Source organism: Agromyces sp. 3263, from assembly GCF_031456545.1.
Classification (GTDB): Bacteria; Actinomycetota; Actinomycetes; order Actinomycetales; family Microbacteriaceae; genus Agromyces.
Genome location: NZ_JAVDUV010000002.1, coordinates 243,839 through 262,678, shown reverse-complemented (window position 1 = coordinate 262,678; position 18,840 = coordinate 243,839). Strand labels below are relative to the sequence as shown.

Annotated in this window: 19 protein-coding genes and 1 tRNA gene; 13 read left to right on the top strand and 7 right to left on the bottom strand. The window is 71.5% G+C overall.

The window, feature by feature from the left end; all coding sequences use genetic code 11:
- Window positions 1-31: 31 nt before the first annotated feature.
- A complete protein-coding gene (locus J2X63_RS14420; protein ID WP_309978457.1) occupies window positions 32-850 on the bottom strand; it encodes a Nif3-like dinuclear metal center hexameric protein in 819 nt (272 codons plus the stop codon).
- A 47-nt stretch (window positions 851-897) separates the two neighbouring features.
- Window positions 898-970, bottom strand: a tRNA-Val gene (locus tag J2X63_RS14415).
- A gap of 75 nt (window positions 971-1,045) precedes the next feature.
- Here J2X63_RS14415 and J2X63_RS14410 point away from each other — a divergent pair.
- Window positions 1,046-1,753 (top strand): hypothetical protein, encoded by a 708-nt coding sequence (locus J2X63_RS14410; RefSeq protein ID WP_309978455.1) that lies wholly within the window; start codon window positions 1,046-1,048, stop codon window positions 1,751-1,753.
- Between the two features lie 62 nt (window positions 1,754-1,815).
- Here J2X63_RS14410 and J2X63_RS14405 read toward each other — a convergent pair whose 3' ends face one another.
- Window positions 1,816-2,295 (bottom strand): peroxiredoxin, encoded by a 480-nt coding sequence (locus J2X63_RS14405; protein WP_309978453.1) that lies wholly within the window; start codon window positions 2,293-2,295, stop codon window positions 1,816-1,818.
- Window positions 2,296-2,442: 147 nt separating this feature from the next.
- Between J2X63_RS14405 and aceE the strand changes: the two genes are divergently transcribed.
- The 6 genes from aceE (at window position 2,443) to J2X63_RS14375 (ending at window position 10,091) form a co-directional block, all read left to right on the top strand.
- On the top strand, window positions 2,443-5,169 hold the full coding sequence (gene aceE / locus J2X63_RS14400) for a pyruvate dehydrogenase (acetyl-transferring), homodimeric type (protein WP_309978452.1): 2,727 nt from the start codon (window positions 2,443-2,445) through the stop codon (window positions 5,167-5,169).
- Window positions 5,170-5,180: 11 nt separating this feature from the next.
- Window positions 5,181-6,392 carry a helix-turn-helix domain-containing protein gene (locus J2X63_RS14395; RefSeq protein ID WP_309978450.1) on the top strand — a complete coding sequence of 404 codons (1,212 nt, stop codon included), beginning with the start codon at window positions 5,181-5,183 and terminating at the stop codon, window positions 6,390-6,392.
- Between the two features lie 113 nt (window positions 6,393-6,505).
- A complete protein-coding gene (locus J2X63_RS14390; RefSeq protein ID WP_309978448.1) occupies window positions 6,506-7,426 on the top strand; it encodes an ACP S-malonyltransferase in 921 nt (306 codons plus the stop codon).
- A 25-nt stretch (window positions 7,427-7,451) separates the two neighbouring features.
- Window positions 7,452-8,456 (top strand): beta-ketoacyl-ACP synthase III, encoded by a 1,005-nt coding sequence (locus tag J2X63_RS14385; protein WP_309978447.1) that lies wholly within the window; start codon window positions 7,452-7,454, stop codon window positions 8,454-8,456.
- Window positions 8,457-8,522: 66 nt separating this feature from the next.
- The gene (locus J2X63_RS14380; RefSeq protein WP_056731598.1) at window positions 8,523-8,771 is read left to right on the top strand and encodes an acyl carrier protein; all 249 of its coding nucleotides are present in this window, start codon (window positions 8,523-8,525) and stop codon (window positions 8,769-8,771) included.
- An 84-nt stretch (window positions 8,772-8,855) separates the two neighbouring features.
- On the top strand, window positions 8,856-10,091 hold the full coding sequence (locus J2X63_RS14375) for a beta-ketoacyl-[acyl-carrier-protein] synthase family protein (protein WP_309978437.1): 1,236 nt from the start codon (window positions 8,856-8,858) through the stop codon (window positions 10,089-10,091).
- Window positions 10,092-10,241: 150 nt separating this feature from the next.
- On the opposite strand, the gene J2X63_RS14370 is transcribed toward J2X63_RS14375, so the two are convergent.
- A complete protein-coding gene (locus J2X63_RS14370) occupies window positions 10,242-10,763 on the bottom strand; it encodes a DUF3145 domain-containing protein (RefSeq protein WP_309978435.1) in 522 nt (173 codons plus the stop codon).
- 214 nt (window positions 10,764-10,977) lie between these two features.
- On the opposite strand from J2X63_RS14370, the gene J2X63_RS14365 reads away from it, so the two are divergent.
- Complete coding sequence (locus J2X63_RS14365; protein ID WP_309978433.1) at window positions 10,978-11,646, top strand: helix-turn-helix transcriptional regulator; 669 nt, start codon at window positions 10,978-10,980, stop codon at window positions 11,644-11,646.
- On the opposite strand, the gene J2X63_RS14360 is transcribed toward J2X63_RS14365, so the two are convergent.
- Window positions 11,628-13,424 carry a bifunctional 3'-5' exonuclease/DNA polymerase gene (locus J2X63_RS14360; RefSeq protein WP_309980151.1) on the bottom strand — a complete coding sequence of 599 codons (1,797 nt, stop codon included), beginning with the start codon at window positions 13,422-13,424 and terminating at the stop codon, window positions 11,628-11,630. The genes J2X63_RS14365 and J2X63_RS14360 overlap by 19 nt on opposite strands.
- A 117-nt stretch (window positions 13,425-13,541) precedes the next feature.
- Between J2X63_RS14360 and J2X63_RS14355 the strand changes: the two genes are divergently transcribed.
- Entirely contained in the window at window positions 13,542-14,297 is a 756-nt protein-coding gene (locus J2X63_RS14355; RefSeq protein ID WP_309978431.1) for a hypothetical protein, read from the top strand.
- A gap of 15 nt (window positions 14,298-14,312) precedes the next feature.
- Here the strand turns inward: J2X63_RS14355 and J2X63_RS14350 are convergent, their stop codons facing one another.
- On the bottom strand, window positions 14,313-15,104 hold the full coding sequence (locus tag J2X63_RS14350) for an NAD(P)H-binding protein (RefSeq protein ID WP_309978428.1): 792 nt from the start codon (window positions 15,102-15,104) through the stop codon (window positions 14,313-14,315).
- Between the two features lie 77 nt (window positions 15,105-15,181).
- On the opposite strand from J2X63_RS14350, the gene J2X63_RS14345 reads away from it, so the two are divergent.
- From J2X63_RS14345 to J2X63_RS14330, 4 genes are read left to right on the top strand one after another with little or no spacing between them, the layout of a single operon-like run.
- Window positions 15,182-16,051, top strand: coding sequence for a sigma-70 family RNA polymerase sigma factor (locus J2X63_RS14345; protein WP_309978426.1), 870 nt, complete (start codon window positions 15,182-15,184; stop codon window positions 16,049-16,051).
- A 33-nt stretch (window positions 16,052-16,084) separates the two neighbouring features.
- Window positions 16,085-16,402: a metalloregulator ArsR/SmtB family transcription factor gene (locus tag J2X63_RS14340; RefSeq protein ID WP_309978423.1), complete on the top strand. Its 318-nt coding sequence runs from the start codon at window positions 16,085-16,087 to the stop codon at window positions 16,400-16,402.
- Window positions 16,399-16,902, top strand: coding sequence for an SRPBCC domain-containing protein (locus J2X63_RS14335; protein WP_309978421.1), 504 nt, complete (start codon window positions 16,399-16,401; stop codon window positions 16,900-16,902). Before J2X63_RS14340 ends, J2X63_RS14335 begins: the two co-directional genes overlap by 4 nt.
- Window positions 16,899-17,759 carry an alpha/beta hydrolase gene (locus J2X63_RS14330; protein WP_309978419.1) on the top strand — a complete coding sequence of 287 codons (861 nt, stop codon included), beginning with the start codon at window positions 16,899-16,901 and terminating at the stop codon, window positions 17,757-17,759. The genes J2X63_RS14335 and J2X63_RS14330 overlap by 4 nt, the downstream gene beginning before the upstream one ends.
- 15 nt (window positions 17,760-17,774) lie before the next feature.
- Here J2X63_RS14330 and J2X63_RS14325 read toward each other — a convergent pair whose 3' ends face one another.
- A complete protein-coding gene (locus J2X63_RS14325; protein WP_309978417.1) occupies window positions 17,775-18,797 on the bottom strand; it encodes a zinc-dependent alcohol dehydrogenase family protein in 1,023 nt (340 codons plus the stop codon).
- Window positions 18,798-18,840: the final 43 nt, after the last annotated feature.

The window sequence follows — 18,840 nt, the reverse complement described above, 5'->3', positions numbered from 1 at the left end:
CTCCTCGTGGGGGACGGAGTGGAAGTGGTCATCATTGCACGACCTGGAAGTCCCAGGGGTCGGTGCGGAGTTCGCTCACGCGCACGTCGAGCTGCGGGTGCGCCTCGCGCAGCTGGGCGGCCGCCGCATCGAGCCAGAGCCATTCGCTGGCCCAGTGCGAGACGTCGAGGAGCGCGGGGCCGCCGGCGAGCAGCGCCTGCTCACGAGCCTCGGAGGCCGGGTGGTGACGCAGGTCGGCGGTGATGTAGACGTCGGCACCACGGACGACGGGGTCGCCGAGCAGCGAGTCGCCGGCGCCGCCGCAGAGCGCCACGGTCTCGACGCGGTCGTCGAAGCCTCCAGCGGCGCGGACCCCCGTCGCCGTCGGCGGCAGCAGCTCGGCGAGGAGCCTGGCGAGCCGGCCCAGCGTCGTCGGCTCGGGAAGGCGTCCGATGCGGCCGAGTCCGGTCGACGGGTCGGCGCCCGGCACGATGGGCCGCACGTCCACGAGCCCGAGTCGTGCCGCGAGCACGGCGGAGGTGCCCTGCTCGACGACATCGGCGTTCGTGTGGGCCGCGACCAGCGCGCAGTCGGCGCGGATGAGCCGTGCGAGGAGCGCGCCCTTGTAGCGGTCCTCCGCGATGCTCGTGACCCCGCGGAGGAGCAGCGGGTGGTGGGCGATGAGGAGGTCGGCCTCGGCGTCGACGGCCTCGTCGATCGTGGCGGCGACGGCGTCGACCGCGAGCAGGACGCGGTCGACCGGAGCGTCGGGATCGCCCGTGACGAGCCCCGGCGCGTCCCACGGCTCGGCGCCGCCGAGCGGCCAGAGTCGATCGATCGTCGTCAGGACCTCGGCGAGAACGGCTGGCACGCGCCCCAGCCTATCCCCCGCACCGGAGGCGGGGGCCGAGTCGGCGGTGGGCCCTGCCGGGCTCGAACCGACGACATCCACGGTGTAAACGTGGCGCTCTACCAACTGAGCTAAAGGCCCGCACGCGCGGCCGCCTGGCGGCACACGCCGCGCGGCGCATGCCCATGGTAGCGGAGCGTCCCTAGACTCACGCCCATGGAGCCCGGGACGCAGCATCCGAGCCGCACGGCACCGCCCGAGCATCGGTGGCCGGCGGTGGGAGCGCTGCTCGCCGCCCTGGCGCTGTACGCGTTCCTCCCGAACGAGCTCATCGGTCCGCTGCGCTTCGTCGTGGTCGGAGCCGGCCTGGCGCTCCTCGTGCCGCTCATCATCGTGAACCCGCACCGGCTGACGCGCGAGACCAGCTGGACCCGGGCGCTGTCGGTTTCGCTCGCGCTGCTGCTGGTGCTCGCCAACCAGGTGGCGCTCGTGCTGCTCGTCTTCAAGCTCATCAGCGGCCGGCACGATGCGCCCGGTCTCCTCCTCGCGGCGCTCCAGGTCTGGGTGGCGAACGTGATCGGGTTCGCGCTGCTGTACTGGGAGGTCGACCGTGGCGGGCCCGTGGTGCGCACCACGTGGGCGCGCACCGAGCTGCCCGCCGCCGACTTCCGCTTCTCGCAGGACGAGGACCACGACGCGATCGCCGAGGTGGCCGCCGGATCCGCCGCCGTGCTCGACTGGACGCCGCGGTTCGTCGACTACTTCTACACGTCGCTGTCGAACTCGATGGCGTTCAGCGCGAGCGACGCGATGCCGCTCTCGCAACGCGTCAAGCTGCTCATGGGGCTGCAGGCCTTCGGCGGGTTCGTGATCCTCGCACTCGTCATCGCCCGCTCGGTGGGAATCCTCGACACCGGCGGGTGAGCGGATGCCGCGGCATCCGCTCACCGTCGTATCGCGGGCTCCGTCGCGTCAGGCCCGTCGCATCAGGCTCCGAGCGCCACGCGGTACTGCTCGAGCGACCGGGGCTCCCCCGGTCCGGTGGCGAAGCTCGCACGGATGACGCCGTCGACGCCGATCACGAACGTCGCTCGCGCGGCGTAGCCGGGTTCGTCGAGGAACACACCGTACGACCGTGCCACCTCGCCGTGCGGCCAGAAGTCCGAGAGGAGCGGGAAGTCGTAGGACTGCTCCTCCGCCCAGGCGCGGAGGGCGTGCTTCGAGTCGACCGAGATGCCCAGGAGCTCCGTCCCGGCGGTGCGGAACAGCTCGGGGTGGTCGCGGAGCTCGCAGAGTTCGCCCTGGCAGGTCCGCGAGAAGGCGAGCGGGAAGAACACGAGCGTCACCGGGGTGGTACCCCGGAACGCCGAGAGGGACACCGCTTGCCCGAACTGGTTGCGGAGCGAGAAGTCGGGGGCGGCCGTGCCGGGCTGGAGGATCATCGTCGTCTGGCTCCCGGGGTTCATGCGGCTTCGACGGCGCCCAGCCTAGCCCCGACGCACGGGGCATAGAATCACTAGGATGGCGTGGTGCCACGCGACCGTGATCCGGTCCCTCCGTCGTGCGCACGCCCCCACACCGCAGGCATGATCTGCTGAAGAGAGAGGTCGAGTGTGACTGTCAACGACCAGGACCCCTACTCGGTCGAGGCGATGGACTCCGATCCCGAGGAGACCTTCGAATGGGCTGAATCCCTCGACGCACTCGTCGCGGAGAAGGGGCACCAGCGGGCGCGCGAGATCATGCTCAGCCTGCTGAAGCGCTCGAAGGAGCTGCACCTCGGCGTGCCGATGGTCCCGACGACCGACTACCTCAACACGATCGCCCCCGAGAACGAGCCCGAGTTCCCGGGCGACGAGGAGGTCGAGCGCCGCTATCGCGCGTGGATCCGCTGGAACGCCGCCATGCTCGTGCACCGCGCGCAGCGGCCCGGCATCGCCGTCGGTGGCCACATCTCGACGTACGCGTCGTCCGCCGCGCTCTACGAGGTGGGCTTCAACCACTTCTTCCGCGGCCAGGACCACCCCGGTGGCGGCGACCAGATCTTCATCCAGGGGCACGCCTCCCCCGGCACGTATGCCCGCGCGTTCCTCGAGGGCCGGCTCACCGCCGACCAGCTCGACGGCTTCCGGCAGGAGAAGTCGCACGCGCCCAACGGCCTCTCGTCGTACCCGCACCCGCGCCTCATGCCCGACTTCTGGCAGTTCCCGACCGTGTCGATGGGCCTCGGCCCCATCAACGCGATCTATCAGGCGCAGCTCAACAAGTACCTCACCAACCGCGGCATCAAGGACGCCTCCGACCAGCACGTCTGGGCATTCCTCGGCGACGGCGAGATGGACGAGGTCGAGAGCCGCGGGCAGCTGCAGGTCGCCGCGAACGAGGGCCTCGACAACCTGACGTTCGTCATCAACTGCAACCTCCAGCGACTCGACGGCCCGGTGCGCGGCAACGGCAAGATCATCCAGGAGCTCGAGAGCTTCTTCCGCGGCGCCGGCTGGAACGTCATCAAGGTGGTCTGGGGCCGCGAGTGGGACGACCTGCTCGCGCGCGACCACGACGGCGCCCTCCGCAACCTCATGAACGTCACGCCCGACGGCGACTACCAGACCTACAAGGCCGAGTCCGGCGCCTACGTGCGCGAGAACTTCTTCGGGCGCGATCCGCGTGCGCTCGAGCTGGTGAAGGACCTCTCCGACGAGCAGATCTGGAACCTGAAGCGCGGCGGCCACGACTACCGCAAGGTGTACGCCGCGTTCAAGGCCGCGACCGAGCACAAGGGCCAGCCCACCGTCATCCTCGCCAAGACCATCAAGGGCTACGGCCTCGGTCCGAGCTTCGAGGGCCGCAACGCGACCCACCAGATGAAGAAGATGACGCTCGACAACCTCAAGACCTTCCGCGACGCGATGCGCATCCCCATCAGCGACGCGCAGCTCGAGGAGAACCCCTACCTGCCGCCGTACTACCACCCGGGCGAGCAGGACGAGGCGATCCGGTACCTCCACGAGCGCCGTCGCGAGCTCGGGGGCTACCTGCCCGAGCGCCGCACGAACCACACCGCGATCACGCTGCCCGACGACTCGGCCTACGCGATCGCGAAGAAGGGCTCGGGCACGCAGGAGATCGCCACGACCATGGCGTTCGTCCGGCTCCTGAAGGACCTCATGCGGGCGAAGGACTTCGGCAACCGCATCGTCCCGATCATCCCCGACGAGGCCCGCACGTTCGGCATGGACGCGTTCTTCCCGAACGCCAAGATCTACAACCCGAACGGCCAGCACTACACCTCGGTCGACCGCGAACTGCTGCTCGCCTACAAGGAGAGCCCGCAGGGCCAGATCGTGCACGTCGGCATCAACGAGGCGGGCGCGCTCGCCGCGTTCACCAACGTCGGCACGTCGTACTCGACGCAGGGCGAGCCGCTGATCCCGATCTACGTCTTCTACTCGATGTTCGGCTTCCAGCGCACCGGTGACGCGATCTGGGCGGCGGGCGACCAGATGGCGCGCGGCTTCATGATCGGCGCGACGGCGGGTCGCACCACGCTCACCGGCGAGGGCCTCCAGCATGCCGACGGGCACTCGCTGCTCCTCGCCTCCACGAACCCGGCCGTCGTTTCGTACGACCCGGCCTACGGCTACGAGATCGGCCACATCGTGCGGGCGGGGCTCGACCGGATGTACGGCGGCACCCACCCCGACCCCAACGTCATGTACTACCTCACGGTCTACAACGAGCCGATCGTGCAGCCCGCCGAGCCCGAGGGCACCGACGTCGAGGGCATCGTCCGCGGCATCCACCGCCTCTCGGAGTCGACGGTGCAGGGCCCCAAGGCGCAGCTGCTCGCCTCGGGCGTGGCCGTGCCGTGGATCGTCGAGGCGCAGGAGCTGCTCGCGAACGACTGGGGCGTGTCGGCCGACGTGTGGTCGGTCACCAGCTGGACGGAGCTCCGTCGTGACGGCCTCGCCGCCGACGAGCACAACTTCCTGAACCCGGATGCCGAGCGCCGCTCGGCCTACCTGACGCAGAAGCTCTCGGGCGTGCAGGGCCCGTTCGTCGCGGTGTCCGACTACATGCACGCGGTGCCCGATCAGATCCGCGCGTACGTGCCCGGTGACTACGCCACGCTCGGCGCCGATGGGTTCGGCTTCTCGGACACCCGCCCGGCGGCGCGCCGCTTCTTCACGATCGACGGCCCGTCCGTCGTGGTGCGCACGCTCGAACTGCTCGCGGATCGCGGGGAGGTCGACCGCTCCCTCCCGGCGCAGGCCATCGCGAAGTACCGGCTCCACGACGTGAACGCCGGCACCACCGGATCGGCCGGCGGCGAGAGCTAGCGGGCGACGAGGTGGCGACGAAGCCCAAGACGAAGGCGGAGACGCTCGCGTGGTTGCGGACCATCGCGGGCGAGCTCGCCACCCAGACGCTGAAGCGCCTCGAGGACACGCTGCCGTGGTACGGCGACATGCCCCCGAGCCGCAGGTCGGCCGTGGGCCTCGTCGCCCAGGCGGGCATCTCCTCGTTCATCTCCTGGTTCGACGACCCTCGCTCGACCCCGTGGATCGCCGCCGACGTCTTCGGCGCCGCTCCCCGTGAGCTGCTCCGCTCGGTGAGCCTGCAGCAGACGTTGCAGCTCATCCGGGTCACCGTCGAGGTCGTCGAGGACCGCGTGAAGGACGGCAGCGAGCCGCTCCGCGAGGCGATCCTCCTGTACTCGCGCGAGATCGCCTTCGCCGCCGCCGACGTTTACGCCCGGGCGGCCGAGGCGCGCGGGCTGTGGGACGCGCGTCTCGAGGCGCTCGTCGTCGACTCGATCCTGTCGGGCGAGTACGACGACGAGCTGCCGAGCCGCATCGCGGCGCTCGGCTGGCACGGGCACGGCGAGGTCGCGGTGCTCGTGGGCACGGCGCCGAAGCAGCTCGACGTCGACCACGTGCGCCGCGCCGCCCGGCACATGCACGCCGACGTGCTCATCGGCGTGCAGGGCAACCGGCTCGTGCTCGTGATCGGGCGCTCCGACCCGCTCGGATCCGAGCCGGAGGAGACCATCGGCACGTCGGCCGCACTCACCTTCATGGAGATCGCGACCCAACTGGAGCCGCACTTCGGGCCGGGGCACCTCGTTCTCGGGCATGAGGTGCCGAACCTGGTCGACGCGTCGAAGAGTGCGAAGGCGGCGCTCGCGGGCTTCGCCGTGGCGAGGTCGTGGCGGCACGCGCCGCGGCCGGTGCACGCCGACGACCTGCTGCCCGAGCGTGCGCTCGCCGGCGACCCGCTCGCCCGCGCGACCCTGGTGCACCGCATCTATCGCCCGTTGCAGGCCCACTCGACCGAGCTCCTCACCACGCTCTGGAGCTACCTCGACAACGGCCGGTCGCTCGAAGCCACGGCCCGTGAGCTGTTCGTGCACCCGAACACGGTGCGGTACCGCCTGAAGCGCGTGTCCGACGTGATCGGGTGGGACGCGACCGGAGCGCGCGAAGCGCTGATCCTGCAGTCGGCCCTCATCATCGGCTCCATGAGCGACCACGAGCACCAGCCTCGACGCCGCCCGAGCTGACCCTTTCGAGCACCGCCACGCGGCGCCGCATGTCGGCCACGCACAAGGCTTTCGACGAGAGCTTGTGGCATCGTCACACACCCGCACCACGCGACCTTGACAGACTAGAGAGCGTGATCGTCGTCGTCTGCCCTGGACAGGGCTCGCAGACCCCCGGTTTCCTCGCGCCCTGGCTGGCCGACTCCGCTTCCGCGGAACGCCTCGCCGGGTACTCGGAGGCAGCCGGCGTCGACCTGGCGACCCACGGCACCCAGAGCGACGCCGACACCATCCGCGACACGGCCATCGCGCAGCCACTCATCGTCGCCGCCGGCCTCCTGACGCTCGAGCACCTGCTCGCCGACGGACGCAGGGAGCGCATCGGCGGCATCGCCGGGCACTCCGTCGGCGAGATCACGGCCGCCGCGGGCGCCGGAGTGCTCGCCGACGCCGACGCCATGCACTTCGTCGCCGAGCGCGGCCGGGCGATGGCGGATGCCGCAGCCCTGGCGCCGACCGGCATGAGCGCCGTCCTGGGTGGCGACGAGTCGGCACTGATCGCGCGGCTCGACGAGCTCGGTCTCGAACCGGCGAACTACAACGGCGGCGGCCAGATCGTCGTCGCGGGTGCGCTCGACGCCCTCGAGCAGCTCAAGGCCGAGCCGCCCGCGGGCGCGCGGGTCATCCCCCTGCAGGTCGCCGGAGCCTTCCACACCCGCTACATGCGTCCGGCCGTCGAGCGCCTCGCGGCGGTCGCAGCCGACCACGACGTCTCCGACCCCGGGATCACCCTCTGGACCAACCGCGACGGCAGCGTCGTCACCTCGGGCTCGGCGTTCGTCGACCTCCTGGTGGGCCAGGTCTCCTCGCCGGTGCGCTGGGACCTCTGCATGGAGTCGTTCGCCGACGCGGGGATCACCGGCCTCATCGAGGTCGCACCCGCCGGCGCCCTCGTCGGCCTCGCCAAGCGCGGGCTCAAGGGCGTGCCGACGGTCGCCGTGAAGACGCCCGACGACCTCCCGGCCGCGATCGAGCTCATCGAGCAGGCCGCCTGAACCGGGCGCGAAGAGAAAGCCGAGCATGACGAAACCCACGCTGCAGCAGTCGCACGGACCCGCCTACACCCGGATCTACGCGGTGGGCGCCGCGCGCGGCGAGAACGCCGTCCCCAACGACGACCTGGTCGGACCGATCAACTCATCCGACGAGTGGATCCAGCAGCGCACCGGCATCATCACGCGCACGCGCGCCGGTGCCGACGTGTCGGCCCTCGACCTGGCGACGGATGCCGCGACGGAGGCCATCGCCAAGTCGGGCGTCGCGCCCGAGCTCATCGACCTCGTCATCATCGCCACCATCTCGAACGTGCAGCAGACGCCGTCGATGGCCGCGGTCGTCGCCGACCGGGTGGGCTCGAACCCCGCCGCTGCGTACGACACGAACGCCGCGTGCGCCGGATACGCCTACGCCGTGGCCCAGGCCGATGCCCTGATCCGCACGGGGGTCGCGCATTACGCACTCGTGATCGGCGCCGAGAAGCTCTCGGACGTCGTGGATCCCACCGATCGCTCCATCTCGTTCCTCCTCGGCGACGGGGCGGGCGCGGTGGTCATCGGTCCGAGCGACTTCCCCGGCATCGCCCGCACGATCTGGGGCTCCGACGGCTCCAAGGCCGGCGCCGTGGGCATGAACGGCACCCTCACCGACTTCCGTGATGGCGCCGCCGAGTGGCCGACCCTCCGCCAGGAGGGCCAGACCGTCTTCCGCTGGGCCGTGTGGGACATGGCCAAGGTCGCCAAGCAGGCACTGGATGCCGCAGGCGTGACGAGCGCGGACCTCGCCGCCTTCATCCCCCACCAGGCGAACATGCGCATCATCGACGAGTTCGCGAAGCAGCTGAAGCTGCCCGAGTCCGTCGTGATCGCCCGTGACATCGCGACGACCGGCAACACCTCGGCGGCGTCGATCCCGCTCGCGACCCACCGGCTGCTCGCGGAGCATCCGGAACTCTCGGGGGGCCTCGCCCTCCAGATCGGCTTCGGCGCCGGCCTCGTGTTCGGCGCCCAAGTGGTGGTTCTGCCCTGAACCACCGATCACTGTCCATCTAGACTGTCTCTCGGTCAAACGAGACACCCTCAAGGAGAAGAACCAATGGCATTGTCCACCGAAGAAGTGCTTGCCGGCCTGGCCGAGCTCATCAACGACGAGACCGGCATTGCGACCGACACGGTTGAGCTGGACAAGTCGTTCACGGATGACCTCGACATCGACTCGATCTCGATGATGACGATCGTCGTCAACGCCGAGGAGAAGTTCGACGTCAAGATCCCCGATGAAGAGGTGAAGAACCTGAAGACCGTCGGCGACGCCGTCGACTTCATCGTCAAGGCCCAGGCCTAGTCGCTGCTCGGGCGGGCGACACGCACTCGTGCCGTCCGCCCGATCACGCAGCCTGTTCCCTCCAATCCACGGAGTGCTTTCGTTATGACCAAGAAGATCGTGATCACCGGCATCGGCGCGACCTCGCCGCTCGGCGGCACCGCGCGCGACAGCTGGAACTCCCTGCTCGCGGGCGAGTCCGGTGCGCGCACCCTCGAGCAGGAATGGGTCGCCGAGCTCGAACTGCCAGTGACCTTCGCGGCGACCGCCAAGGTCCCGTCGTCCGACGTGCTCGAGCGCCACGAGCTCAAGCGCCTCGACCCCTCGAGCCAGTTCGCCCTCATCGCCGGCCGTGAGGCCTGGGCGGACGCGGGCGCTCCCGAGGTCGCCCCCGAGCGACTCGCCGTCGACTGGTCGACGGGCATCGGCGGGGTCTGGACCCTGCTCGACGCCTGGGACACGCTGCGCGAGCGCGGCCCGCGTCGCGTGCTCCCCATGACCGTGCCCATGCTCATGCCGAACGGCCCGGGCGCCGCGATCGGCATGGACCTGCACGCGCGCGCCGGCATCCGCACGGTCGTCTCGGCGTGCGCGTCGAGCACCGAGGCCCTCGTGAACGCCTACGACCACCTGCAGGCCGGGCTCGCCGATGTCGTGATCGCCGGCGGCTCGGAAGCCGCGATCCACCCGCTGCCCATCGCCGCCTTCGCGTCGATGCAGGCGCTGTCGCGCCGCAACGACGAGCCGGCCATCGCCTCGCGGCCGTACGACCTCGGGCGCGACGGCTTCGTGCTGGGCGAGGGCGCCGCGGCGCTCGTCGTCGAGACCGAGGAGCACGCCAAGGCCCGCGGCGCGCGCATCTACGCCGAGCTGCTCGGTGGCGCCGTCACGAGCGACGCGTACCACATCACCGCCCCCGACCCCGAGGGGTCGGCGGCGGCGCGGGCGATGAAGGCGGCCATCGAGGGCGCCGGGGCGTCCCTTGCCGACGTGCGGCACATCAATGCCCACGCCACGAGCACGCCGGTCGGGGACATCGCCGAGTACAACGCGCTCCGTCGCGTCTTCGGCGACGCGCTCGACGGCATCGCCGTGACGGCGACCAAGGCTTCCACCGGGCACCTCCTCGGCGGTGCCGGCGCGATCGAGGCGCTCTTCACGGTGCTCGCCCTGCACGAGCGCACCGCGCCACCCACGATCAACCTGACCGAGCAGGACCCTGAGATCCCGCTCGACGTCGTCACGTCGCCGCGTGCGCTGGGCGACGGCGAGGTCGTCGCGATCTCGAACTCGTTCGGCTTCGGCGGCCACAACGCGGTCGCGGCCTTCCGCACCGCCTGAGCGGATGTCGCGGGGCGCGAGCCTCATGAGAAGACCCCGGTCGCCCTTCGGCGCCGGGGTCTTCTCGTCATGGTCCGCGGGTTTCGCTCCACTCGACGCCGGGAATGGGACATCCGACCTCGCGTCACGCCACCCGCGGACCGCGCCGCCTCAGCCCACCTGGTGCAACCAGACGACCGGGGCGAAGTCACTCGCGTGGCGGAAGGGTTCGAGCTCGTCGTCCCAGGCCTGTCCGAGCGCCAGCCTGAGCTCGCGGTGCAGCTCGACGGTGTCGTGCCCGGCCACCTCCATTGCGTAGCGGATGCGATCCTCGGGGATGACGGTGTTGCCCGCGGTGTCGGTCTGCGCGAAGTACACGCCGAGCTCGGGCGTGTGCATCCACCGGGCACCGTCGGAACCCGGGGTCGGATCCTCGCTCACCTCGAAGCGCAACTGCTCCCAGCCGCGAAGCGCTGAGGCGAGCTTGGCGCCGCTTCCGGCTTCGCCCTCCCAGTAGAACTCGGCGCGCATGAGCCCGCGATAGACCGGCTGCTCCGACCAGTCGAAGTTCACCGCCGTGCCGAGCGCACGACCTGCAGCCCACTCCACATGCGGGCAGAGCGCCCGCGGCGAGGAGTGCACGAACAGCACGCCTCGCGCGGCGCGCTGAGCCCGCGTGACCTTCTCCGCCATCTCCGTCTCCGTTCTCGAGGTGCGTCTTCCCCTACGACCTCGGAACCGCCGGATGGCGAGTGTTCGATTGTGGACGGCGAGCCGTCATGGGCCGATTATGCCGTGGAATCCCGCGCAGGACAAGGCTCCGCGCGGTCCGGAGCGCCGCCGACGGGGTGGCTGCCCGGAACACTATGCTCGGTGAAGCGTTTCTCATCCCTCAGGGAGGCACTCCATGGCCGTGCGCGATGCACTGCTCGCACTGCTCACCGCCGGACCCGCGTACGGCTTCCAGCTGCACGGCGGGCTCCCGGCCCGCACCGGCGGCCGTCGGGTGGTGAACGTCGGCCAGACGTACGCGACGCTCGAACGGCTCACCAAGCAGGGGCTCATCGAGTCGGCCGGATCGACGAGCGACGGCCTGCCGCTGCATCGGCTCACCGTAGCGGGCGAGGGTGCGGCGACGGCCTGGCTCGGTGGGGCGGATGCCTCAGGCGGGGACCCATGGGACGAGACCGTCGACCGGGTGCTCGTGGCGTGGTCGCTTCCAGGGTGCGATGCGGCGGCCGTCGTGTCGGCGGAGCGCGAGAGGTGGGCGCAACGCCGGCTCGCGGCATCCGCGGCGGCTGCGGCCACGGCCGACGGCTCGGACGCCGACCATGAGGCGAGCGGCGAGGACGGGTCGGCTGCACGGCGAGCCGAGGCCGCACTCGGCCGGCTCGCGGCATCCGCTGAACTGCACCGCACTGAGGCGGCACTCGCCTGGCTCGCCTCGCTCGCCGGCACGACGCGGCTGCCCTTCGCCCCGAGCACCGATCGACCGAAGCGCGGCCGGCGACCCGGAGGGCCGGCCGAGGACGTGCCCGAGCCCCGTCGCTCCGAGCCTCAGCCGGCTGACGCGTAACTGTCGACGACCGCGAGGTCGAGGGGGAACTCCACCGGGAAGTCGCCGAACAGCAACCGGCCGGCACCCTTCGCGGCCGTCTCCACCGCTGCAGCGACCTCGTCGGCCAGCTCGCGAGGCGTGTGCACGATGATCTCGTCGTGCAGGAAGTACACGAGGTGCGGCGCCCGCTCGAACACGGGGCCGGAGGCGATGGCCCGCGTCACGGAGGTCGGCGGCTGTGCGCCGAGCTCCGCCAGGCGGCCGCGGAGCGCCGCCATCCAGCACAGCGACCACTCGGCGGCGCTCCCCTGCACCACGAAGTTGCGCGTGAAGCGCCCCCAGTCCCTGGCCGAGGATCGGGCACGGCGTTCGTCGGCGGCGGTCGCGTCGGGCTGGCTCGCACGAGCCTGCACCGCCCGCCAGTCCGCGGACGGCAGCGGCGAGGATCGACCGAGCAGCGTGCTGACGGAGCGACCGCGCTCACCGTCGCGAGCCGCACGGTCGACGAGCTGCATGGCGCGTGGGAACGCGCGCGCAAGTCGCGGAACCAGGCGACCGCTGTCGCCCGTGGTCGCGCCGTACATGGCACCGAGGATCGCGATCTTCGCCTCGTCACGCGTGGCCACCACGCCCGAGTCGACGAGGCCGCGATAGAGGTCGCGACCCCGGCCGGCCGTCGCCATCGACTCGTCGCGCGCCATTCCGGCGAGCACCCTCGGCTCGAGCTGGGCGGCGTCGGCGACGACGAGCGTCCACCCGGGGTCGGCGACGACCGCCGCGCGGACGTTCTTGGGCAGCTGCAGCGCTCCCCCGCCCGAGGTCGCCCACCGTCCGGTCGCGGTGCCGCCCGGCACGTACTCGGGGCGGAACCGGCCGTCGGCGATCCACTCGTCGAGCCAGGACCAGCCGTTCGCGCTCAGCAGCCGTGCCAGCTTCTTGTAGTCGATGAGCGGTTCGATCGCCGGGTGGTCGTGCTCGCGCAACTCCCACCGCGACGTGGAGTCGACCTGGATGCCAGCGCCCCGGATGGCGCGCAGGAGGTCGACCTGGGAGTCGAGGTTCAGTCCGGGGGCCTCCAGGTCGAGCCGCACCCGCGCGGCGAGCTCGTCCATGCGCGCCGGCTTGCGCCCCTGGGACGGCCGCGGACCGAGTTCGGCCTCGAGGACGCCCTCGTGCACCGTGCGGTTCCACGGCAGCCCGGCCGCGCGCATCTCCAGGGCGATCAGGGCCCCGGCGGACTCGGCTGCGAGCAACAGGCGCAGGGCGCGCGGATCGTCGCTCGCCTCGACGAGGGCGAGCTGGCGCGCGAGCTCGTCGAGGACGGCCCGCGCTGCCGGCTGCCCGGTCGGGGCGACGCGAGGCGGCGCGGGGACCGCCTCGGTGGGTGCGTCGAGCCCACTCAGGGCGTCGAGGTCGAAGAGCGTGCTGTGGGCGGCGCCCACGGGCGAGGGGCGTGGCTGGCCGCCCACGTCGGACCCCGCCTCCGAGGGGCCGGCCGGCACCCAGTCGGGACGGGGATATCGCCCGCTCGACCTCGCCTGCTCAGTCGCCACCGCATGGTCGAGGATCGCCGCGCACAGCCGCAGGTCGTGGCAGCGCTCGACTCGCACCCCGGCATCGAGCAGCACCGGATAGAAGGCACGCGCGTCGACCCACACCCAGCGCGGACGATGCTGGGCCTCGAGCCGACGCATCACCTCGGGCAGGTGCTCGTCGCCGCCGACCGCGATCGGCTCCGACGGACGGTCGGGGTCGATGAGGACGACGCGACCCGACTCCCCCGCTGCGACGACCACCTGCACCTCCCCATTCTCGTGGGCGCCGATGACATGACCCGCTCACGCGCACGCCGATGTCGGCGGCGACCGTCACCATGGAGCCATGGAACGGCGAGACGGGCGAGCATGGTCGCGGTGAGCTTCCGGTGCGGGCACGGCGCCGGCGTCGACGATCCGGGCGCCGTGCGGCTCGGCCGCGTGTGCCCGCTCTGCATGCTCATCCACGAGACGCATCGCAGCCGCGGCGAGCTCCTCGGCCGGGTCGCTCCGGCCCAACGACGCGCTCTCGCCCACGAGACGAGGGTGGGCGCCGCATACGACTGGCGGTGCGCTCGAGGCCACGATCGCTACACGGCCTCGGTGCGCGAGGTCCTCACCGGACCCGGATGCCCGAAGTGCGGCACCAACGCGGCCGGCCCGAGCTCGGTTCGGGAGGCCGGGGTGGCCTACATGAATCCGGGCCTGCGCACACGCACGTCGCAGACCGAGCAGCGGCTCCGGGTGCTGCTGGCCGAACGCATCCGCCTCCACCACGGCGTCAACGCGGTCCGCATCGCGCGCACGTTCTACGGACGCCAGGAGGTCTGGCCCGACATCCTCGTGCCGCAGCTGCGCATCGCGATCGAGTACGACGACCCGGGGCGCTCCCGACGGGCTCACAGCGGCCTGAAGCAGGGCTCCGACGTGGAGAAGGACGAGGCGCTCGCCGAGGTGGGCTGGGAGGTCATCCGCATCCGCGCCGGCGGGCTCGAGGCCATCAACGCGAACAGCATCGTGTGCCGTGCGCTCGGCCCGACCGTCGTCGACGCGGTGGTCGAGCGCATGCGAGAACTCCGCGGCCACGAGGCCGTTGATGCGCTCGTCGTCGCACCGGCGCACCGCGCAGAATGACGGCCGCGGCTGCGCTCAGCGCGAGGTCGTCGCCTGCCGGGGCGTCGAGCCCTGGGCGGTGAGGAACTCACGCCACGTGACGCTGCCGCGCTGCGCGTCGGCGCCCGCGAGGTTGGCGCCGCCACGGTAGGCGCGGCCGACGGCCCCCGGCATCCGGATCGGCAGTCGACGACGCATCCGTCCGCCCCTGGCTTCGACGAGTGCGGCGGCGAGCTGCGGGATGTCCAGCACCTCGGGTCCGGCCAGGTCGGCCACACGCCCCGACGGCCGGCCGAGGGCGATCTCAGTGAGGCGCGCGGCGACGTCGCCGACGTCCACGGGCTCGAAGCGGAGGCCGCCCGGCACGGGAAGGAGGGGCAGCTTGGCCATGCCGCCCACCACCGGGAGGACGAAGTCGTGGAGCTGTGCGGCGCGGAGCACCGACCACGGCACGCCGGATCCGGCGATCGCCCGCTCCGCCTCCGCCTTGGCGCGGAAGTAGCCAATCGGCATGTGGTCGGCGCCGATCACCGAGATCAGGATGAGGTGCTGCACTCCGGCATCGCGCGCCGCAGCGGCGAGGTTCCGCGCCGCGACGTCGTCCCCCTTCGCACCGCCGGCGAGGTGGAGCACGACCTTCACCCCGTCGAGTGCCGCGGCGAGTCCTCGGCCGGCGACGGTATCGCCTTCGACATGATGGATGCCGGGCGCGGCCTCGCGCGGGTGGCGGGTCAGGATGCGGACGTCGCGGCCGGCCTCGCGCAGCATTGGGACGACGCGGCCGCCGATGGTGCCGGTGCCGCCCGTCACGAGCAGAGGTGCGTTCATATTGGTGTTCCTCCCGTGTCACAACGGAGGGCGTTCCCTCGTCGACATCACGACGAACGACACCGAGGAGATGTGACATGACCGATCGACGAATGTTGGCCCGGCGGTTCGAGTCCGAACGGCCCCGGCTGCACGCCATCGCGACACGGCTGCTCGGCTCGCCCGCTGACGCCGACGATGCCGTGCAGGAGACGTGGCTCCGGCTTGAACGCGTGGACGTCGACGGCATCGACAACCTCGAGGCCTGGCTGACGACCGTGGTGTCCCGAGTGAGCCTCGACCTGCTCCGCGCACCGCGCCGGAAGCGCGAGCACTCGTGGCAGGTCGAGCCCTGGCGGGATGAACCCGTCGCACCCGAGGCCGACCCGGCCGAGCTCGTGGCGCAGAGCGACCAGGTGAGCGTGGCGCTGCTCGTGCTGCTCGAGACCCTCAGCCCTGCCGAACGCATCGCGCTCGTGCTCCACGACGTGTTCGGCCGCTCCTTCGACGAAGTGGCCGACGTGCTCGACCGCTCCCCCGAGGCGGCCCGCCAGCTCGCGTCTCGAGCACGTCGCCGGGTGCGCGGCGCCGAGAGCCCCGCGCGCCCCGACCGTGACCGCGGCCGACGCATCGTCGACGCGTGGCTCATCGCGGCGCGTGACGGCGACGTGCGGGCCCTGCTGGAACTGCTCGACGACGGCGCCGTGCTTCGGGCCGATTATGGCACCACGGTGCAGCTCGTGGATGGTGCCCAGGCCATCGCCGGGCAGGCGGTGCTCGCGGGGAGGCTGGCGGCGCATTCGACCCCCGTGCTCATCGACGGCCGACCCGGCGTCGCGGCCATCATGCACGGGCGGGTCGTGTCGATCATGGCGTTCGAGCTCGACGGCGACCGGATCGTCGGGCTCGACGTGCTCGCAGACCCCGCCCGAGTGGAGGAACTCGCGGTCGCATCGTTTATCTCTTGACAGTTATATTACCAGCGAGTGATACTAAGGCTCGTGATCGAATCACTGAACGCACTCTCCGAGCCGAATCGGCTCGCCATCGTCGAGCTGCTGCGCGACCACGGGCCGCGTTCCGTCGGCGAGATCGCCGCAACGCTCGACCTGCGCCAGCCGCTGGTCTCCAAGCATCTGCGCGTCCTGAGCGACGCCGGCATGGTCGCCGCGCGCGTCGACGCCCAACGTCGCATCTACGACCTCGAGGAGGCTCCGTTCCAAGAGATCGACGGATGGCTCGATTCCTTCGCCGCGGTGTGGGAGAGCCGCCTCGACCGCCTCGACGCCCACCTGCGCCGCAGCGAGGACCCCGTATGACGGCCCTTCGCATGGTCAAGGACCTCGAGCGGCGCGAGATCACCCTCGAGCGCGAACTCGGCGCCGATCCCGACCGCGTGTGGCGTTCGTGGACCGTAGCCGAGGAGCTCGAAGCGTGGTGGGGGCCGGAAGGCTGGGCGACGACCGTGCGCTCGCTCGACGTTCGTCCGGGTGGGCTGTGGCACTTCGGCATGGGCCCCGTCGGCAGCAGCGAACCCGAGGTGTGGATCCGCTCGATCTACAGCGAGGTCATCGATCACGCGGTGCTGGCGTACGTCGAGGGCTTCTCGGACGCCACGGGCGCCGACCTCGATCCCGAGTCGCAGGCGGTGACGGTCGAGTTCTTCGGGCTCGACCCCGGCCGCACTCGGCTCGTCCTGCACACCAGGTTCCCCTCCATCGCCCGCCTGGAGCGAATCGCCGCCATCGGCATGGTGGAGGGGTGGCGGGGCGGATTCGACCGCCTCGACCGTCATCTCGAGAAGGGAACGCCATCATGAGCAGCACGCGCGTCGGCGGAGCGAACTCCACCGCCGCACCCGCGACCTCGACCGTCGTCTCCGCCGACGGAACACGCCTGACCACGCAGGCCGTCGGCACCGGCCCTCTCCTCGTCCTCGTCGACCCCGCCATGGCGACCCGCCGCGACTCCGCCAAGCTCACGACCGCGCTCGCACCGCACTTCACGGTCGTCGGCTACGACCGCCGCGGGCGCGGCGACAGCGGCGACGCCGATCCCACCGGCACGGATGTCGCCAACGAGGTCGCCGACGTCGCAGCCGTCATCGCGGCGCACGGCGGTCGGGCCATCCTCTTCGGCAGTTCGTCGGGAGCGGCGCTCGCCCTCGAGGCTGCCGCACGCCTGGGCGACGCCGTCACGGGCCTCGTGATCTACGAGCCCCCGTTCATCGTCGACGACAGCAGGGCCCCGGTCCCGCACGACCTCCCCCGTCGGATCGCCGCGGACGTCGCGGACGGCCGGACCGGCGCGGCATCCGCAGCGTTCTTCACGGAGGCGGTAGGCGTGCCACCCGTCTTCGTCGCGATGATGCGCCTCATGCCGATGTGGCGGCGGGCGAAGCGCATCGTGCCGACCGTCCGCTACGACTTCGCCGTACTGGAGGGCCTGCAGGACGGCCGACCGCTCCCGGCCGATCGCTGGAAGGAGCTCACGGCACCGGGCGTCGTCATCGTGGGCTCGCGCAGCGAGCCGTTCTTCCGCGCCGGTGCGCGGTCGCTCGCCGAGGTGGCGCCCTCCATCGAGTTCGAAGTGCTCGAGGGCGGACATCACGGCACGCCGATGATGTCGCCCGCTCCCCTCGCCCAGCGGATGATCGCCCGCTTCGCGAGCAGCTGACGGGATGCGCCCCGATCAGTCCGTGGTGAGCAGCACCTTGACGGCTCGCCGTTCGTCCATCGCCCGGTAGCCCTCCGCCGCCTCCTCGAGGGGAAGCGAGAGGTCGAAGACCTTGCCGGGGTCGATCCTTCGGGCCCAGATCAGCTCGATCAGCTCGGGGAGGAATCGGCGCACCGGGGCTGGTCCCCCGTGCAGGTGCACCCCCGAGAAGAAGAGCTCCTGCCCGTCGAGCGCGACGTCATGGGCGACCCCGACATAGCCGACGTGCCCGCCGGCGCGGGTGGCGCGGATCGCCTGCATCATCGACTCCTGCGTGCCCACCGCCTCGATGACGCTGTGCGCCCCGAGCCCGTCGGTGAGTTCCCTGATCTTCGCGACGCCGGCATCCCCGCGCTCCTCGACCACGTCGGTGGCCCCGAACTCGCGGGCGAGCGCCTGCCGGTCGGCGTGGCGGCTCATCGCGATGATCCGTTCGGCGCCGAGCTCCCTGGCCGCGAGGATGCCGAGCAGGCCGACCGCGCCGTCGCCGACGACCGCGACCGTCTTGCCGGGGCCCGCCTCCGCGGCGACGGCGGCGAACCACCCGGTGCCCAGCACGTCGGAGGCGGCGAGGAGCGACGGGATCAGGTCGGGATCGGGATGGGCGGGCGTGGCCACCAGGGTGCCGTCGGCGAGGGGGATGCGGGCGTACTCCGACTGTGCGCCCGTCGGCGCGCCGGGCTGGCGGTGCACGCAATGGGTCTGGTAGCCGGCACGGCAGATCTCGCAGGTGTTGTCGGACGCGAAGAACGATCCGACGACGAAGTCGCCGATCCTGATGTCCTCCACCTCGTCGCCGATCTCGGTGACCACGCCGACGTACTCGTGGCCCATCGGGGTGCGGTCCACCGGCTCAGCGCCGCGATACGGCCAGAGGTCAGACCCGCAGATGCAGGACGCGCTGAGGCGGATGACGGCATCGGTCGGCTCGACGATCGACGGGCGGTCGCGGTCCTCGACGCGGACGTCGCCTGGTGCGTACATGATCACTCCACGCATGGGGTGCTCCTTCGTGTTCGGTGAGGGTGGTGTTCGGTGCGGC

Excerpts from the sequence above, each read along its gene's own strand:
- J2X63_RS14350 (WP_309978428.1), bottom strand. The coding sequence starts at position 15,104 with ATGAACGCACCTCTGCTCGTGACGGGCGGCACCGGCACCATCGGCGGC.
- J2X63_RS14335 (WP_309978421.1), top strand. The coding sequence starts at position 16,399 with ATGACGGCCCTTCGCATGGTCAAGGACCTCGAGCGGCGCGAGATCACC.
- J2X63_RS14410 (WP_309978455.1), top strand. The coding sequence starts at position 1,046 with ATGGAGCCCGGGACGCAGCATCCGAGCCGCACGGCACCGCCCGAGCAT.
- J2X63_RS14330 (WP_309978419.1), top strand. The coding sequence starts at position 16,899 with ATGAGCAGCACGCGCGTCGGCGGAGCGAACTCCACCGCCGCACCCGCG.
- J2X63_RS14405 (WP_309978453.1), bottom strand. The coding sequence starts at position 2,295 with ATGAACCCCGGGAGCCAGACGACGATGATCCTCCAGCCCGGCACGGCC.
- J2X63_RS14380 (WP_056731598.1), top strand. The coding sequence starts at position 8,523 with ATGGCATTGTCCACCGAAGAAGTGCTTGCCGGCCTGGCCGAGCTCATC.
- J2X63_RS14365 (WP_309978433.1), top strand. The coding sequence starts at position 10,978 with ATGGCCGTGCGCGATGCACTGCTCGCACTGCTCACCGCCGGACCCGCG.
- J2X63_RS14375 (WP_309978437.1), top strand. The coding sequence starts at position 8,856 with ATGACCAAGAAGATCGTGATCACCGGCATCGGCGCGACCTCGCCGCTC.
- J2X63_RS14370 (WP_309978435.1), bottom strand. The coding sequence starts at position 10,763 with ATGGCGGAGAAGGTCACGCGGGCTCAGCGCGCCGCGCGAGGCGTGCTG.
- J2X63_RS14345 (WP_309978426.1), top strand. The coding sequence starts at position 15,182 with ATGACCGATCGACGAATGTTGGCCCGGCGGTTCGAGTCCGAACGGCCC.
- J2X63_RS14325 (WP_309978417.1), bottom strand. The coding sequence starts at position 18,797 with ATGCGTGGAGTGATCATGTACGCACCAGGCGACGTCCGCGTCGAGGAC.
- J2X63_RS14385 (WP_309978447.1), top strand. The coding sequence starts at position 7,452 with ATGACGAAACCCACGCTGCAGCAGTCGCACGGACCCGCCTACACCCGG.